Origin of the sequence: Saccharothrix sp. NRRL B-16348 (assembly GCF_001280085.1) — a bacterium.
Taxonomy (GTDB): Bacteria; Actinomycetota; Actinomycetes; order Mycobacteriales; family Pseudonocardiaceae; genus Actinosynnema.
Genome location: NZ_LGED01000221.1, coordinates 13,467 through 29,047, shown reverse-complemented (window position 1 = coordinate 29,047; position 15,581 = coordinate 13,467). Strand labels below are relative to the sequence as shown.

13 protein-coding genes are annotated in these 15,581 nt (G+C 71.9%); 6 read left to right on the top strand and 7 right to left on the bottom strand.

Annotated features, from left to right (window positions below; genetic code table 11):
* Positions 1-9: 9 nt before the first annotated feature.
* From ADK67_RS31910 to ADK67_RS31890, 5 genes are all read right to left on the bottom strand, one after another.
* Complete coding sequence (locus tag ADK67_RS31910) at positions 10-525, bottom strand: hypothetical protein (RefSeq protein WP_053720269.1); 516 nt, start codon at positions 523-525, stop codon at positions 10-12.
* Positions 507-875 (bottom strand): MFS transporter, encoded by a 369-nt coding sequence (locus ADK67_RS31905; protein WP_053720268.1) that lies wholly within the window; start codon positions 873-875, stop codon positions 507-509. Before ADK67_RS31905 ends, ADK67_RS31910 begins: the two co-directional genes overlap by 19 nt.
* Positions 876-1,347: 472 nt before the next feature.
* Positions 1,348-2,331: a trypsin-like serine peptidase gene (locus tag ADK67_RS31900; protein WP_157620969.1), complete on the bottom strand. Its 984-nt coding sequence runs from the start codon at positions 2,329-2,331 to the stop codon at positions 1,348-1,350.
* A gap of 246 nt (positions 2,332-2,577) precedes the next feature.
* Positions 2,578-3,819: a cellulase-like family protein gene (locus ADK67_RS31895; protein ID WP_053720266.1), complete on the bottom strand. Its 1,242-nt coding sequence runs from the start codon at positions 3,817-3,819 to the stop codon at positions 2,578-2,580.
* Complete coding sequence (locus tag ADK67_RS31890; protein ID WP_053720340.1) at positions 3,816-6,161, bottom strand: beta-galactosidase; 2,346 nt, start codon at positions 6,159-6,161, stop codon at positions 3,816-3,818. Before ADK67_RS31890 ends, ADK67_RS31895 begins: the two co-directional genes overlap by 4 nt.
* Positions 6,162-6,288: 127 nt before the next feature.
* On the opposite strand from ADK67_RS31890, the gene ADK67_RS31885 reads away from it, so the two are divergent.
* From ADK67_RS31885 to ADK67_RS31860, 6 genes are all read left to right on the top strand, one after another.
* Positions 6,289-6,996 carry a FadR/GntR family transcriptional regulator gene (locus tag ADK67_RS31885; protein WP_053720265.1) on the top strand — a complete coding sequence of 236 codons (708 nt, stop codon included), beginning with the start codon at positions 6,289-6,291 and terminating at the stop codon, positions 6,994-6,996.
* A complete protein-coding gene (locus tag ADK67_RS31880) occupies positions 6,993-7,739 on the top strand; it encodes an SDR family NAD(P)-dependent oxidoreductase (RefSeq protein ID WP_053720264.1) in 747 nt (248 codons plus the stop codon). Before ADK67_RS31885 ends, ADK67_RS31880 begins: the two co-directional genes overlap by 4 nt.
* Positions 7,740-7,769: 30 nt before the next feature.
* Complete coding sequence (dgoD, locus tag ADK67_RS31875; protein ID WP_053720263.1) at positions 7,770-8,915, top strand: galactonate dehydratase; 1,146 nt, start codon at positions 7,770-7,772, stop codon at positions 8,913-8,915.
* Between the two features lie 11 nt (positions 8,916-8,926).
* On the top strand, positions 8,927-9,550 hold the full coding sequence (locus ADK67_RS31870) for a bifunctional 4-hydroxy-2-oxoglutarate aldolase/2-dehydro-3-deoxy-phosphogluconate aldolase (RefSeq protein ID WP_053720262.1): 624 nt from the start codon (positions 8,927-8,929) through the stop codon (positions 9,548-9,550).
* Positions 9,550-10,446 carry a sugar kinase gene (locus tag ADK67_RS31865; RefSeq protein ID WP_053720261.1) on the top strand — a complete coding sequence of 299 codons (897 nt, stop codon included), beginning with the start codon at positions 9,550-9,552 and terminating at the stop codon, positions 10,444-10,446. Before ADK67_RS31870 ends, ADK67_RS31865 begins: the two co-directional genes overlap by 1 nt.
* A gap of 143 nt (positions 10,447-10,589) precedes the next feature.
* Entirely contained in the window at positions 10,590-11,102 is a 513-nt protein-coding gene (locus ADK67_RS31860; protein ID WP_053720260.1) for an SgcJ/EcaC family oxidoreductase, read from the top strand.
* A gap of 90 nt (positions 11,103-11,192) precedes the next feature.
* Here ADK67_RS31860 and ADK67_RS31855 read toward each other — a convergent pair whose 3' ends face one another.
* Together ADK67_RS31855 and ADK67_RS31850 are read right to left on the bottom strand one after the other, a co-directional pair.
* On the bottom strand, positions 11,193-12,335 hold the full coding sequence (locus ADK67_RS31855; protein WP_157620968.1) for a hypothetical protein: 1,143 nt from the start codon (positions 12,333-12,335) through the stop codon (positions 11,193-11,195).
* 69 nt (positions 12,336-12,404) lie between these two features.
* Positions 12,405-15,149, bottom strand: coding sequence for a BTAD domain-containing putative transcriptional regulator (locus ADK67_RS31850; protein WP_053720258.1), 2,745 nt, complete (start codon positions 15,147-15,149; stop codon positions 12,405-12,407).
* Positions 15,150-15,581 lie beyond the last annotated feature (432 nt).

The window sequence follows — 15,581 nt, the reverse complement described above, 5'->3', positions numbered from 1 at the left end:
CCGAGCAGGTCACGAGGGGCAGTACCGCTGGGTGAAGCTCGCCATGACGACGTTCACCGCCACCACGGCCGCCGTCTGCCCCACCGTGCCCACCGCGAAGAAGGCCAGCCCCCAACCCGGACCGGTCACCGGCAGGAGCAGGCCGAAGAGCGCGGCGGCGGTCGTCACGCCGACGATCGCCCGCGCGGTGCCGAGCGCCAGTGCGATCCACCCGGACATCGCCGCCCCGACCAGACCGCCCACCCCCGCGGTGGCGATCAACACGCCCGCGAACGCGATCGGGGTGTCGTTCTGCCGCACCAGGAACAAAATCTGCAACGCGCCCGCGCCGGCCAACGCGAAGTTCAGCACCCCGCCCGTGACCGCGAACGTGCGCAGGAACCCGTCCTGGACGGTGAACCGCACGCCGTCGACGAGCTGCCGCCCGAACCGGGAATCCGTGCGCGGGCCCAGGGGAGGTTCGGCGGTCCTGATGCCCAGCAGGCACAGCGCCGACCCCACGAACGTCAGCGCGTCCACCAGCACGGCGAGACCGCGCGCACCCCGCCGACCGCCGCCGTCAGCACCAGCTGGGTCGTCGTCAGCACGTCGAAGGCGATGGCCGCCGCCACCAGCCCCAGGGCGACCACGCCGACGACGTCGCACCACAGCATCACGGCGCGGTTGCGCAGCCGGTCGACCAGCACACCGGCGGGCAGGCCGATCAGCAGCCACGGCAACCAGATCGCCGCTTCGATGAGCGTGACGGCGAACGTCCCGGCGCCCAACTCCGCCACCGCGATCATCGGGAAGACCGCGGTGGACACGGCGTTGCCGAACGTGCTCGTGGTCTGACCTGACCACAGCAGCCGGAAGTCGCGCTTGCGCAGGAGCATGGCCGGAATGGTGCCGCTTCCCCGTCCCCGGCCCCAGGTTTCGTCCTGAGGCGAAAGTGGCGCCGAATCGCGCACGCGTGCTAATGCGGCTCGGACGTGGAGGGCGGTTGATCTACCGAGTCGAGGCGGTGCTCAGCGGCAAGTCCCCGGTTCTGCGTTCCCGGGAATCGGAGCCCCTCGGGCACTGCTCATCCGCGCGGTGTCCCAGTACTCGTCGCCACGTCCCGGTGTGTCGGCGACGGGGCCCGAGGCTTGACCGGAGGGCGTGTCGCATGAGCCCGGGCCGGGGACCTCGGGGGAGCCGGGCAGCAGGACGGCCAGCCCGACCAGGACCGCGGCGGTCGCTGCCATCGCCGCCGCGAGGAGGATGACTGTTCGTCGTCGCAAACCACGACCTCCAAGTCCGCTGCGCGAAGGCGACGACCGGCCCGCCCGTCGTGGCGGCCCGGTCGTCCCGGATGGTCGTCCGCCGCTACATGTCCTTCACCGTGTCGAACAAGCTCCCGGCGGTATCGTAGCTGAAATAAGGGCTTTGCCACTTGTAGACGTGCGTCGGGTCCGGGTCCCAGAACATCCAACTGTTCACGCCGTCGAGATAGGCCCAGAACGTCGCACCGTATTCGGCCAGCCACGGGCCACCGCTCGCGCCACCGGTCATGTTGCAGCCCAAGGTCGGGAATCCGCCCTCGTTCCACGTGGTGCCCGCGCAGTAGTAGAGGCCACTTCCGTTGAACGGCGGGTCGGCCGGGTAGCCGAACATGTAGTCGTAGTGGCCGTAACCGTATCCCCACCGGATTCCCTGGCCGCCGACGGCGTCCACGATGCGCACGCCGTTCTTGGGCTGCATGACCACCGCCGCCACGTCGAACGCGCGGTTGGCGTTGTTGATCCAGCCGGTCTTGGTCCACAACTGGTAGGCGTTCCACGTGCCGAACGGCGAGCCGCCGTGGTATTCGGGCACGAACACCCAGCGGTTCACGTCGAACCAGCCGCGGCCGCCTCCGCCACCGTGCACGCAGTGGCCCGCGGTGAACACCAGGCGCTTGCCGCCGCTGTTGACCGTGCTGCCCGAGCACGAATGGTCCTCACCGCGGTCGTCGACGAAGAACACCCGACCGGACATGGTGTGGATGTCCGCCTTCGGGCTCACCACCGTCGGTAACGCGCCGTCGACCTTCCCTTGCGGCCCGGGTCTCGGACCCTTCCACTCCGCCGTGCTGTCGACGGTGACCGGGGACGGTCCGGCGGCAATGGCCTCGGCCATGCGCGTCGGCGTCCAGTATTCCTCCGCGCTCAGTCCCTTGGCCGAGGTCACCCCGGAACCGGTGTTACCCGCGGCCAGTTCGGCGGCGCCCGCCGACACGTCTCCGGGTTGGGCGACAACGGGACCGGTCAACAGACCGATCCCCGTTACGCACCCGGTGAGAACAATCGCAATCCTGTGCAGCAGCCGCACAATTCCTCCCCGTGGTGAAACGTCGGGAGGGCAGCGTTCCGCCGGTCGCCATAGCTGGAATTTGGCGGAGTTCACGATGGCGCACACCTGGCGGATCCCCCTCGCGGCAGCGAGCATGTCGCACCCCGCCGGTGATCACAAGGCCGGCTCGCACAATGTGCCCGTTCAGGCTAGCTGGACGCAATTCCAGGCCATGTCGGCAAAATTCGACGTCAACCCGCGTGACGGCAAGAGGGGACCGGCTGGTCAGTCACCGCGCAGCAGGGCGTTGCACTCGCGTTGGAGCGCCACGTCCTGCCACATCGGGTGGTGCGGGGCGGCGTTGGAGCACACCACGGAGCCCCACGCGCCGACTCGTGCGGCCTCGGTGGCGGCGGTGCGGCAGAAGGCGGCGCCGACGGGACCTTCCTCGAACGTCCCGTGCAGCGGGGTGTACCCGATCCAGCCCTCCCCGAAGACCAGCGGCACGCCGGTCTCGGCGGCCCAGTCGGCGGCGGCGTCGATCCAGGTGGTCAACAGTTGCCGCATGGCGGTGCGGTGGGTGGCGTAGCGGTCGTAGAGCCAGGCGTCCCACTTGTCGGGGTCGCACCAGTCGTGCACGTACACCTCGCGCCGTCCGACGATCGTCGCGTCGAGCCGCCACCGCTGGTCCGCAGGTGGCTGCCAGTCGGCGAAGTCGGGCGCGTCGGGGCGCAGCAGCTCGCGGCGGGCGCGTTCCTGCGGGAACGGGCGGGCGGGATCGCGCAGCGCGAACTCCTCGAGCAGTTCGTCCAGCACGCCGTACACGTACGGGTGGAACACCGCGACGTCGACGCTGCGGGGGATGCCGCGCAGCGAACCTACGGGGACCTGCGCGTAGTTCGCCGTGAGGGGCCGGTCGGGGTGGCGTTGCCGGAACCGCGCGATGCCGCGTTCCAGCCGGGGCCGCAGCGCGACCACGGGGTCGCCGTCGAGCCCGTCGGTCAGGTGACCGACCTGCACCTCGTTGTGCAGCTCCGTGAACACCACGCGGTCGTCGAGGCCGTGCGACGCCAGGAAGTCCACCAGGTCCGCGAGGGCCTCGGCCAGCGCGACGGCGCGCTCCTCGGGGTCGATCGCCATGACCGCGTCGAACCAGGCGCGGTCCAGGGCGAACGACGGGCTTTGCTGGTACTCCCAGCTGGACAGGATCACGTGGCAGTCGTGGCGGCGTGCGGCGCGGAACAGCGCCAGCAGGTGGGCGCGGGCGTCGATGACGGTCTCCGCGCCCACGTCGTACCAGCGCACCCAGGAGCCGTAGCCGCCGCCCAGCGGGCCGAGCCGCAGCCGCGAGGTGTCGACGCCGGACCCGAACAGCAGCAACGGCATCGCGCAGATCCGTACCGTGTTGTAGCCGCGTGCCACGGCCTCGGCGAACGCCCGGTCGAGGTCTTCGAACGGCTCACCCGGCCCGGTGCGGGTGTACCAGCTGAAGTCCCACAGCGTGATGGTCAGCTTCTCCGGGGTCACGCGGCACCGCCGTGCCGAGCGAGCAGGGCCGTCACCCGGTTGCGTCGCACCAGTCGGACGGTGTCGACCGAAGCGGTGTCCAGCGCGGCCTCGTACCGGTCGCGCACCGACTGGTCGACGTACACCGCGCTGCCCCGCGGCCGCGGCAGGACCCGGATCTCGATGCCGTGCGCCCGCACCTGGTCGGCGAAGCGGCGCAACCCGATCTCCCAGTCCGGTCCGTGCCAGAAGTGGTCGGCCACCAGCGTTCCCCCGAGGTAGGCGCGGGCGACGTCGCCGGTGTAGCCGAGCACCAGCAGGACCTCGTCGTCACCGCTGAGCGCTTCGGCCGGCACGTCGACCCGGAACACGGCGGCGTGCTCGAAGTCCTCGTCCAGCGGCGCCGACGCACGGCCCCTGGTGCCACCGGTCCGGGCCGGTGGGGCCTGCGCCTCGGCACGCACCACTTCCAGCACCGGGTCCGGCGCGGTGTCGCCCGCCGTGAGCCGGACGCGGGTGAACGCGCCGTGCGGTTCGCCGGTGATGTGCCCGGGCACGGGCAGGAACGACACGTCGAGGTGGTCGGCCGTCGTCTCCGCCCACACCGAGTCGTCGTCGACCACCACGGGCTCGTCGCAGAGCACCAGCGTGTCGACGCCGGCCACGGTCAGGCGCTGCAACCTCAGGCCGTTCTCCTCGTCCAGCACCACCAGTCGCACCACGTCGCCGTCGGCGGTGGTGGCGGTGACGACGGCGTCCGGTCCGGGGTGCGGCACCGTGCACACGCCCGACGCGTCGACCGGCGCGCCGGACACCGCCGTCCCGGCGGGGAACGCGAACTGCGGGGTGATGCCCGCGGTGGCGACGAACACGGCCGTGGGCACGCCGTCCCACGTCGGCCGGGCGACCGGCATCGCGCCGGCCCAGGCGAGCTCGACCGCGCCCACCCGGTAGCCGATCGGCCAGGCGAAGTGCGCCCCGGACGGCACCGTCACGCCCTCGGCGGGCAGCCGCACCACCCGGTCTCCCAGCACCACCTCGAAGCGCACGTCGTGGTGGTCGGGCAGCGGTTCGTGCGGTTGGTGGTTGGTGACGAACAGGAACGCCGGACCGCCGCTCCAGCGCACCGACCAGCGCAGCGTGCCCCGGTCGTCCAGGTTCGGCGGCCGGTCGTCGGGCAGGTGCGACTCGGCCGGCGCGAGGTCCGCGCCGTTGTCGCGCAGGAACAGGTGCTGGAGGCGCAGCGCCGCGAACGACGGCCGCACCTGCCCGTAGGTGCCCAGCGGCGCCTGGAAGTCGTAGTCGACCACGGGCAGGTCGTTGGGGTAGCCGGTGGCGTGCGACTCCTGGTTGCGGGTCGCGAGGTCCAGCCGCTGCGAGCACCCGTGGTAGACGTAGTAGCCCTGCCACGCCGACCCGCTCGCGAGCTTGGCGAGCGCCAGCGAGGACACGTCGGCCGCCGGGACCAACGGCCTCCGGTGGTAGGCGACGGGCATGCCCCCGCCCAGTTCGCACGTCGCGTAGGGGTAGCGCGTGTCGTCCGGGCCGCTGCCCTCCGTGGCGGTGGTGCGCAGGTCCGCGCCGATCGCGTGGTCGTCGCGGATCGGGGTGGGGAAGTAGTGGCGGCGCGCCTCGCGCGCCCACCCGTCGGAGGCGTCCTCCCAGAACGCCTCGGGGTAGCCGCCGTAGAGGGGGAGCACCACGTCGGGCGGGAGCCGCGCCGCGCCCCAACCGGTCGCCGTCCACAGTGGAACGTTCATGCCGACCTCCTCGGCGAGCGCGCGCAGCGTGGCCAGGTGGTCGGGCTGGTCGTACAGCTCGTTCTCCACCTGCACGGCGACGATCGGGCCGCCGTCGGCCCACCACAGCCCGGCCAGCTCGTCGGCGATCGCCGCGTAGTACGGCCGCACGAGGGCCACGTAGGCGGGGTCGTCGGTGCGGGGTGCGCAGTCCACGTCGGCCAGCCAGTCGGGGAAGCCGCCGTTGCGGCACTCGCCGTGCGACCACGGGCCGATCCGCACCGCCACGGCGAGGTCGAGCCCGGCGCACAGCTCGACGAACCGGCGCACGTCGCGGTTGCCGTCGAAGCGATATCGCCCGCGGACCTCCTCGTGGTGGTTCCAGAACAGGTAGGTGGCGACGACGTCGATGCCGCCCGCCCTCATCAGCAGCAACTCGTGCCGCCACCGCGACTCCGGGAACCGGCTGAAGTGGAACTCGCCCATCACGGGCAACCACGGCCGCCCGTCCCGGCGCACCGCGCGGCTGTCCACCCGGACCGGCCTGGGGTCGTCGGGCGCGGTGCCCATCGGCAGGTGCCCCACCAGCGGTGGGACGGGGTCGTGAGCGTGCAGCGAGAGCATGTCGTGCCCCACTCCCTGTGGTCCGCGGCGGGTTCATCGTCGGCACCGGGCACACCGCTGTCAAGAACTATTCATAATTAATGAGGAGTTGCTACGCTGCGGTCCCACCACCGCCGGGAGGAGCAACATGGCCCGCTACACCGGCCGTGGCGTGCACTACCAGGTCGTGCAGGCCATCGGCGCGCGCATCGTGAGCGGGCGGCACGCGCCCGGGGACGTCCTGGACCTGCGCGCGCTGGGGGAGGAGCTGGACGTCAGCCTCACCGTCCTGCGCGAGGCGCTGAAGGTGCTGACCGGCAAGGGACTCGTGGACGCGCGGCAGAAGCGCGGCACGTTCGTCCGGCCCCGCTCGGCGTGGGACCTGCTCGACGCCGACGTGATCGACTGGCGCATCGACGGCGGCGACGCCGACCGCGTCCTGCGCGACCTGACGGACCTGCGCTCCGTCATCGAGCCCGCCGTCGCGCACCGCGCCGCACTACGGCGCACCGATGCCGACCTAGCCGCCCTCGACACCGCGCTGGACGCCATGACCACCGCCGGTGACGACGCCACGGCCGCCGCCGAAGCCGACGCCGCCTTCCACCGCGCCCTGCTCACCGCCACGGGCAACGAGCTGTTCGCGCGGATGGACCTGCTCCTGGCACCCGGCCTGCGCGCCCGCGACCGCCTGGTGCACTCGCACGTGGGCGCCGCCGACCCCGTGCCCAGCCACCGCGCCGTGCTGGACGCCGTGCGCGACGGCGACGGTCCGCGCGCTGAACTGGCCATGCTCGACCTGCTGGCGAAGGCGCTGGAGGACAGCGACGCCATCGCCCGCGTGGAGCACCGGTGACGGCCGGCCGGGTCGCCGTGGTCACCGGCGCGGCGCAGGGCATCGGGGCAGCCACCGCGCACCGCCTGGCCCGCGACGGCGTGGCCCTCGCCCTGCTGGACGTGGTCCCGAAGGTCGAAGCCGTGGCAGCGGCCATCGCCGCCGCCGGCGGCCGGGCGATCGCCCTGCACTGCGACGTCAGCTCGGAGACCGATTGGGCCGACGCCGTGCGCACCTGCCGGGACCGACTGGGCCCGGTCGACGTGCTGGTCAGCAACGCCTACACCGTCGACGTGCGGCCCGCGCACGAGACCAGCACGCCGTCCTGGGAGCGGCAGATCGCGGTCAACCTCACCGGCGCGTTCCTCGGCGTCCGGGAGTGCCTGCCCGACCTGCGCCGCCACCGGCGTGGCGCGGTCGTGCTCGTCTCGTCCGTGCACGCCGTGATCGGGCTACCGGGTCGGGCCGCCTACGCCTCCGCCAAGGCCGGGCTCACCGGCCTCACCCGTCAACTGGCCGCCGAGTACGGCACGGAGGTCCGGGTCAACGCCGTGCTGCCGGGACCGGTGCTGACCGCCGCCTGGGACGGCATCGGCGAGGACGACCGCCGCGCCAGCGCCGAGCAGACCGTCGTGGGGCGCCTCGGCCGGCCGGAGGAGGTGGCCGCCGTCATCGCCTTCCTGGCCGGTGACGACGCCTCCTTCGTCACCGGCGCCAGCGTGCCGGTCGACGGCGGGTGGAGCGTCTACAAGACCTCGTCCTGACCCGCCACCGACCCGAGAGGAGCGCCCCGCGTGAAGATCACCGCCGTCGAGACCTTCCTGGTCCCGCCCCGCTGGCTGTTCTGCCGCGTCAGCACCGACGAGGGCATCACCGGCTGGGGCGAACCCGTCGTGGAAGGGCGCGCCGACACCGTGCGCACGGCCGTCGAGGAGCTGTCCGAGGTGCTCGTCGGCGCCGACCCCCGCCGCATCGAGGACCTGTGGCAGCTCACCACCAAGTCCGCCTTCTACCGCGGCGGACCCGTGCTCTCCAGCGCCGCCGCCGGTGTCGACCAGGCACTCTGGGACATCCTCGGCAAGTCCCTCGGCGTGCCCGTGCACCAACTGCTCGGCGGCGCGGTCCGCGACCGGGTTCGCGTCTACGGCTGGATCGGCGGCGACGAACCCGCCGAGGTCGCCGACGCCGCCGCCGCGCAGGTCGCCGCCGGGCTCACCGCCGTGAAGATCAACGCGGCCGGGCGGATGAGCCCGATCCCGACCCGTGCCGAGACCGCCGCCGTCGTGGCCCGCCTCGCCGCGGTGCGCGAGGCCATCGGCGACGACCGCGACGTCGCCGTGGACTTCCACGGCCGGTTCACCACCGCCGCGGCCCTGCGCGTGCTGCCCGAACTCGCGCCGCTGCACCCGCTGTTCGCGGAGGAACCCGTCCTGCCGGAGCACCGCGACCGGCTCGCCGACGTGGTGAGGGCGAGCCCGGTGCCGATCGCCTGCGGTGAACGCCTGTACTCGCGGGCGGACTTCCTGCCCGCGCTGCGCGCCGGGATCGCCGTCGCGCAGCCCGACCCGTCCCACGCGGGCGGCATCTCCGAGGTGCGGCGCATCGCGTCCCTGGCCGAGGTCCACGACGCGGTGCTGGCACCGCACTGCCCGCTCGGCCCGATCGCGCTGGCCGCCAGCCTCCAGGTCGCCTTCGCCACGCCCAACTTCCTGATCCAGGAGCAGAGCACCGGCATCCACTACCACCGGGACGCCGAACTGCTCGACTACGTGCTCGACCGCGCCCCGTTCGCCTTCCCCGACGGCACGATCCACCGCTGGGACGCGCCCGGCCTGGGCATCGAGGTCGACGAGGACGCGGTGCGCCGCGCGGACGCCGTCGGCCACCGCTGGCGGCCACCGGTGTGGCGGCACGACGACGGTTCGTTCGCCGAGTGGTGAGGAAACGGCACATGACCCTGCTCGAAGCCCTGGCCGCGCACCGCCTGCTGGCCATCATCCGCGGCACCGACCCGGCGGCCTGCGCGCGCACCGCCGCCGTGCTGCTGGACAACGGCATCTCGCTGCTGGAGGTGTCCCTGACTTCCACCGACGCGCTCGACGTCCTCGAACGCGTCGCCGCGAGCGCGCCCGCGGACACCCACATCGGCGCGGGCACGGTCCTGTCCGCCGCGGACGCCCGAAGGGCTCGTGACGCGGGCGCGAACTTCACCGTCACCCCCGCCCTGGGCGAAGGCGTGCAGGCATCCGTCGACCTCGGACTCCCGGTGCTGGCCGGTGCGCTGACGCCGTCCGAGGTGCTGGCGGCGCACCGCGCGGGCGCCACGGCGGTCAAGGTCTTCCCCGCCTCCTCGCTCGGGCCGGGGCACGTCGCCGCGCTGCGCGCACCGTTCCCGGACATCCCGCTCGTGCCGGTGGGCGGTATCGGCCTGGACGACGTGCAGCGGTACTTGGACGCGGGCGCGCTCGCCGTCGGCGTCGGCTCACCCCTCACCGGCGACGCACCCGACGGCGGGGACTCGGCCGAACTGGAGCGGCGCGCCCGCGCGTTCGTCGCGAAGGCGGTCCGGTCGTGATGGACGCGGTCGTGCTCGGCGAGACGATGATGTCGCTGCGGTCCACCGGCGCCTGGCGCCTGGGCTCGACCGCCACCACGTCGATCGCCGGAGCGGAGAGCACGGTGGCCATCGGCCTGTCCCGGCTGGGCCACGCGACCCGCTGGGTGGGCCGCGTCGGCGTGGACGAGCCGGGGGAGTTGGTGGTGCGCACCCTGAGGGCCGAAGGCGTGGACACCTCCGCCGTGGTGCGTGACGAGGACGCCCCGACCGGGTTGATCCTGTTCGAACAGCGCACCCCCGACGTGACCCGCGTCCTGTACCACCGCAACGGATCCGCCGGCTCGCGGCTGACCGCGGCCGACGCGCTCGCCGGCCTGACCGGCGGCACCCGGCTGCTCCACGTCACCGGCATCACCCCCGCGCTCGGCGCCGCACCGCTGGCCGCCGTGCACGCCGCCGTCGACCACGTGCGCGAGCGGGGTGGCCTGGTGTCGTTCGACGTCAACCACCGCAGCCGCCTCTGGTCGGCGGACGAGGCGTCGGAGGTGCTGACACCGTTGGCGCACAAAGCATCGGTGCTCATCGGCTCCCCGGAGGAGTTGGCGCTCGTCGGCGGCGGGGCGGATCACGTCGTCACCAAACTGGGAGCCGACGGCGCGCAGGTGAGCACCGCCGAAGGCACGTGGACCGCACCGGCGCACCGCGTGCGTGCCGTGGACCCGGTGGGCGCGGGCGACGCCTTCACCGCCGGCTACCTGTCCGGCCTCCTCGACGGCCTGCTCCCGGCCGAGTGCCTGGCCAGGGGCAACACGACCGGCGCCTTCGCGGTCATGGCGACCGGCGACTGGGAAGGCCTGCCGACGAGGGCGGAACTGCCGCTGCTCGACCTGGCCAACGGCTCGACGCTGCGGTGATCAGGATCGCCGCGGTGGCTTGAGGCTTCGGCTGAAGCTTGGAGGAATCCTTACTGAGCGTTGTTCTTCTCCTGTCCTGCTGCTGGTGGGTGTCACACGAAAGTGGGTGACAACACCCCGACAGCCGCAGGAGGCACCACCAGATGCGCAAGACCATGTCTGTCCGGATCGGAATCGTCGCCGCCGCGATGACCGCGGCCGTGGCGCTCGTCGGCTGCGGCTCGCCCGCGTCGGCGGGAGCGCCGGCCCCGCAGTCCGGCAACGCTGCGTCCGCGATGCCGACCACGCAGGAAGTGCAGGCGTTCTTCGCCGAGTGGAACGACGCGCTGGGAACCGGAGACCCGCAGAAGGTCGCCGACCGCTACGCGAGCGACGCCGTGCTGCTGCCGACCCTGTCGGACAACGTGCGGAGCGACCGCGCGGAGATCGTCGACTACTTCGTGAAGTTCCTGAAGGACAAGCCGCAGGGGCAGATCCTCGAGTCGCACGTGAAGATCCTCGGTCCGGACTCGGCCGTCGACGCGGGCACCTACCGCTTCACGTTCGCCGCGACCGGGGCCACCGCCGAAGCCCGCTACAGCTACGTCTACGAGCGCGTGAACGGCGAGTGGAAGATCGTCAACCACCACTCGTCCGCGATGCCCGGCCGGCCCTGACCACGACCGGCCTGTCGGGACACCTGCCACAGCCGGGTGTCCCGACGGCCGGGGTCCGGACCGTTCAGGCGTACCCCGGGACTTCGGTGATCACGTGGCGAGGTGGTCGTGCAGTGTCGTCAGTTCATCCAAGGTGAGGTACATGACGCCCTTGTAGGACAGTCCCAGCTCGACGAGTGCGCTGCGCACCGCGTCGGGCGCGAACCGCGTTTCCAGTTGCTTCACCATCTTCAGCTTGGTCGCATCCAGATTGTTGTCGCGGGCGACCACCAACATGTACTTGTCGTCGCGGTACACGGCCTGACCGGTCTCCCGCTTCGAGATCTCCCGCAGGTGCGCGACCGGGTAGTCGACCGATCCGTCCCGGTAACCGTGCGGGTTCAAGCCTTCGAAGACGGTGACGACGCGCGGCGGGTAGAGGATCTCGGCGCCGTCGAGCCAGCCCTGGATCCCGAACGGGTTGATGTAGACACCCGAGTACCCGGTGATCCCGATCAGGCCGCCGACCTCGCCGGCGCGCGTCCAGTGCACGTTGTCGGTGATGGCCGTGGACAGGAAGTGGAGCTGGCCCATGTCCATGACCGCGGTGCCGTGCTCGATCATCGATTCCGGCTTGATCGCGGCGATCTTCTGGATCTCCAGCAGCTCGCCCATGACCTTCGGCTGGCGGGGCGCGCGGTAGGTCGTGAGGACCAACCCGAGGTCGCCCAGGCTCGGCAGCTTGGCGAGGGCCGAACTCAGCGCGTCCCAGCCGTCCGCGTAGTAGCCCCAGTTCTGGACCGAAGTGCCCATGAAGTGCGGGTTGGGCACACCTTCGAAGTCCTTCACCTTCTTGTTCGCGTCACTGTAGGCCTCGACCGCCAGGACTTCGAAGCGGTCCAACCCGTAGGCGGCGATCAACCGCTTCTTGACCAGCTCCCCGTAGGGTGCGGTGGCCACGTCGACCAGGGCTTTCTCCTCCGGGGTCCGCTCGACGCCTTCGACGGTCGCCCCGAGCCGCTGCAGCTCGGCCGTGGCCAGGAGGCTCTTGATGAGCATCAGGTCGGCCAGGCCGGCTAAGTGCGTGGCGACGTAATCGGAGCAGACCTGTCTGGCGGCGTCGGTCTTTTCCAGCACGAGATCGGCGATGGTGGCACCGGGAGTGCGTGCCCGGAGCTCGTCGAGCAAGGTGGACGTGACGACCTGCTCGTCCCGGGAGAGAGGGTGCTCGCGCGTGGGCTGTGTTGGTTGCATCCCGCGAACGTAGGCGCACGCGGAGATCCATCCAACGGTCTCGACGCCGTTAACCAGTTTGCCGACGGGCTACACCCGGTTGGCCCACGCCGCATGCAGTGCGGCTTCCGCGTGGTTGCTCAGCTGCCGGTGTGCCTCGGCCAGACCGCGGTGGGCTCGGGCGAGTTCGTGCCGGTGACCGATCCGCTTGGCGAGGGTGAGCGCTTGTTCGTGGTGGTCGAGCGCTTCAGCCGCCGGGACGACGGCGCCGAGATCGTTGAGCGCGCTGACTTCGAGGGTGGTGTTCCCGCCGAAGCGGGCGAAGCGCAGGGCGCGTTGGAGCTGGCGGGCGGCCTCGTCGGTCCGGCCGAGTCCGGCGTTGGTCCGTCCCAGCGCCGCGAAGATCCGTCCGGCGAGGCCGCCGTCTCCGATCTCCCTGGCGATCCGGCCGCTTTCCCCCAGGTGCTGAAGAGCTTCCTCGTGATCACCGCACGAGCCGGCGTGCTCGCCGAGGTCGCACAAGGCGATTCCTTCCAGGTGCACGTGGCCGGCGCGGCGGGCGGCGGCGAGCGCGAGTTCGTGCTGCTCTCGCGCGCTGGACCGTTCGCCGGACCTGTCGTGGACGACAGCGAGTCCGCCGCGCACCGCACTTTCGAGGAGGTCGGACCGGTGGTCCTGTGCGCTGGACAGGGCTTGTCGGAGGTGGTCGGCAGCTTCGTCCGCACGGCCCAGCCGGATCAACGTCCAGCCCACGGCGTGGTGCGCGATCCCGCGGGCCAAGCTGCCGGGATCGGTGAACGCGAGCGCGTTGCCGTGCAGTGCCAGCGCGTCTTCGTAGTGCGCTGTGACGTCGAGATAGCGGAAGAGGACCGCGGCGAGCCAGACGGCGTGCCGCTCGTGACCGAACGCCGCGGCGTGGGCGCCCATGGCCAGCAGGGCCGGACGTTCGGCGTCCAGCCAAGCGCGAGCCTGCACGTAACCCGCGAAGCTCGGCGTCGGCTGCCCCGCTGTCGGCACGGGTGGGCGACGGTAGGGCTCGTGCACGGCGAACAAGTCCATCGCCGCGGAAGCCGTGTGCAGGTAGTGGTCGAAGAGCCGATCGAGGGCTGCCTTCCGATCACCCGGGTCGTCGACCGTGTCGGCGAGTTCGCGGGCGTAGAGCCGGACGAGGTCGTGCAGCCGTAAACGCCCCGGTGGCGATTCCCGCAGCAGATTCGCCGCGGTCAGGCCCCGTAACGGCCGCGCGGCGCCGATCAGAGCGGCTGCGGCGCCGCTGCCGATGTCGGCGCCGGGCACCAGCCCGAGCAGCCGGAAAGCCCACGCTGCCTCCGGATCGAGAGCCCGGTACGACGCCGAGAACACCGCACGGAGGTTCGCGGGCACTTCGCCGGCGTCCAGCGTGTCCAACCGGGCGTCCCGCAGGTCGGAGACCAGGGCGGCAAGCCCGAGGTCCGGCTCGCTGAGGGCACGGGCGGCGACGATGGCCAACGCCAGCGGCAATCCCGCGCAGTGGCGCACGATCTCGTCGGCGGCTTCGGGATCGTCACGCAGCTTCGCGGCACCCAGACGTCGTTCGAGCAAGGCACGCGCCTCACCGTCGTGCAGATGCCGCACTGGCAGCGCGCGGGCGCCGTGCGTGGTGAGCAACCCGCCCAGCTGATGACGGCTGGTCACCAGCACGGAGCAGCGGGAACCACCGGGCAGCAGCGGGGTGATCTGCGCGGTGTCGCGGGCGTTGTCGAGCACGATCAGCATCGACCGCCCGGCGCTCAGGTTCCGGTACATCGCCGCGCGCGCCTCGACCCCGGGCGGGATGAACTCCGGCGCGATCCCCAGCGCCGCGAGGAAATCGCGCAGGACGCCGGCCGCCGCGACCGGGCGGAGCGCCGGGTCGAACCCCCGCAGGTTCACGTAGAGCTGCCCGTCGGTGAACCGGCCCACGTGGTCAGCCGCCCACCGCAGCGTGAGCCAGGTCTTGCCGATCCCACCGCTTCCGGTGACCACCACGAGCGAGCCCGGCTCGGCGAGCAGGTCGTCCAGAGCCGCCAGTTCCGCTGTGCGACCGGTGAACGTCGACGGCGGCGCCGGCAGTTGACGGGGCATCCCTGGTCCAGCCGCTTCGCCGGTGAGGATGCGCTGGTGCACCTCGCGCAACCGCGGACCTGGATCAGCGCCCAGCTCGTCGGCCAGCCGTCGCCGGATCCGTTCGTACTCGCGCAGCGCGTCGGCCGGGCGCCCGTCGAGCTGGAGCGCTTCGACCAGTTGCGCGGCGGCGCGTTCATCGAGCAGCGGTTCGTCGGCCAGCTCGGCGAGCACGTCGGCGTGACGTCCGGTCCGGAGGCGGAGGTCGTTGCGCTCCAGCGCGGCCGCGTAGCGCTGCCGGTCCAGATCGGCGCGGACGGAGTCGCTCCAAGGGGAATCGAGCCCGTCGAGCGCCCTTCCGCGCCACAGCGCCAACGCTTCGTCGAACAGGGCGAGCGCGACGTCGTCGTCCGGTGCGGCCCTGGCCTTTCCGGTCAGCCAGGCGAACCGGTGGACATCCACCGCCCGCGGCTCGACCACCAACGAGTAGCCACCGCGCTGCCGCTTGATGGTGACGTCGTCAATGCCGCGAAACGCCGTGCGCAACCGTGACAGGTAGCTGTAGAGCGCGTCGTTCGGTTTGCGCGGGAGCTTCGCGCCCCACGCCCGGTCCGCCAGCCGGTCGATCGGCACCACCTGGCCTGCCTCGATCAGCAGCACCGCCAGCAGGTCGCGCTGACGGGCGTGCCCGACATCGAGGGGCACACCACCGGCCACCACTTCGACAGCGCCCAGCAACCGGAACTCGACCACGCCGCCCCCACCCCCACCACCTCTCTACCGGACCTGGCAGCCGGCTACAAGGTTCACCGAAGGTTCCCCCGCGGTGTCCGCCCGACCGTGATCAGGCACGTCAATTCCCGAGGCTGGTTCCCGGCCTCCCGTCGAGCGGAATGAGTGATGCCGATGTACCGGCGATGTGCCACGGTCCTGGTCGCGCTGACCTGCCTGCTGTCCGGAGTGCTCGCCAGAGGTGGACCTATGTGGACTACTTCGACAGCTCGGGGCGGTACCTGAACACCAGGTTCCTGAACCTGCACACCGGCAGGTGCCTGGCGGTGCAGGGCGGGAACAACGTCAACGGTGCCCCCCGCGTTCCAGTACGACTGCATCGCCACGGCCACTGATCAGCGGTGGTGGGCGGTCGTCTGAGGCATCGGAGCCGCGTTCGGCTGGTTGTCCGCC

Excerpts from the sequence above, each read along its gene's own strand:
- ADK67_RS31905 (WP_053720268.1), bottom strand. The coding sequence starts at position 875 with ATGCTCCTGCGCAAGCGCGACTTCCGGCTGCTGTGGTCAGGTCAGACC.
- ADK67_RS31890 (WP_053720340.1), bottom strand. The coding sequence starts at position 6,161 with ATGCTCTCGCTGCACGCTCACGACCCCGTCCCACCGCTGGTGGGGCAC.
- ADK67_RS31885 (WP_053720265.1), top strand. The coding sequence starts at position 6,289 with ATGGCCCGCTACACCGGCCGTGGCGTGCACTACCAGGTCGTGCAGGCC.
- ADK67_RS31870 (WP_053720262.1), top strand. The coding sequence starts at position 8,927 with ATGACCCTGCTCGAAGCCCTGGCCGCGCACCGCCTGCTGGCCATCATC.
- ADK67_RS31865 (WP_053720261.1), top strand. The coding sequence starts at position 9,550 with ATGGACGCGGTCGTGCTCGGCGAGACGATGATGTCGCTGCGGTCCACC.
- ADK67_RS31860 (WP_053720260.1), top strand. The coding sequence starts at position 10,590 with ATGCGCAAGACCATGTCTGTCCGGATCGGAATCGTCGCCGCCGCGATG.
- ADK67_RS31855 (WP_157620968.1), bottom strand. The coding sequence starts at position 12,335 with ATGCAACCAACACAGCCCACGCGCGAGCACCCTCTCTCCCGGGACGAG.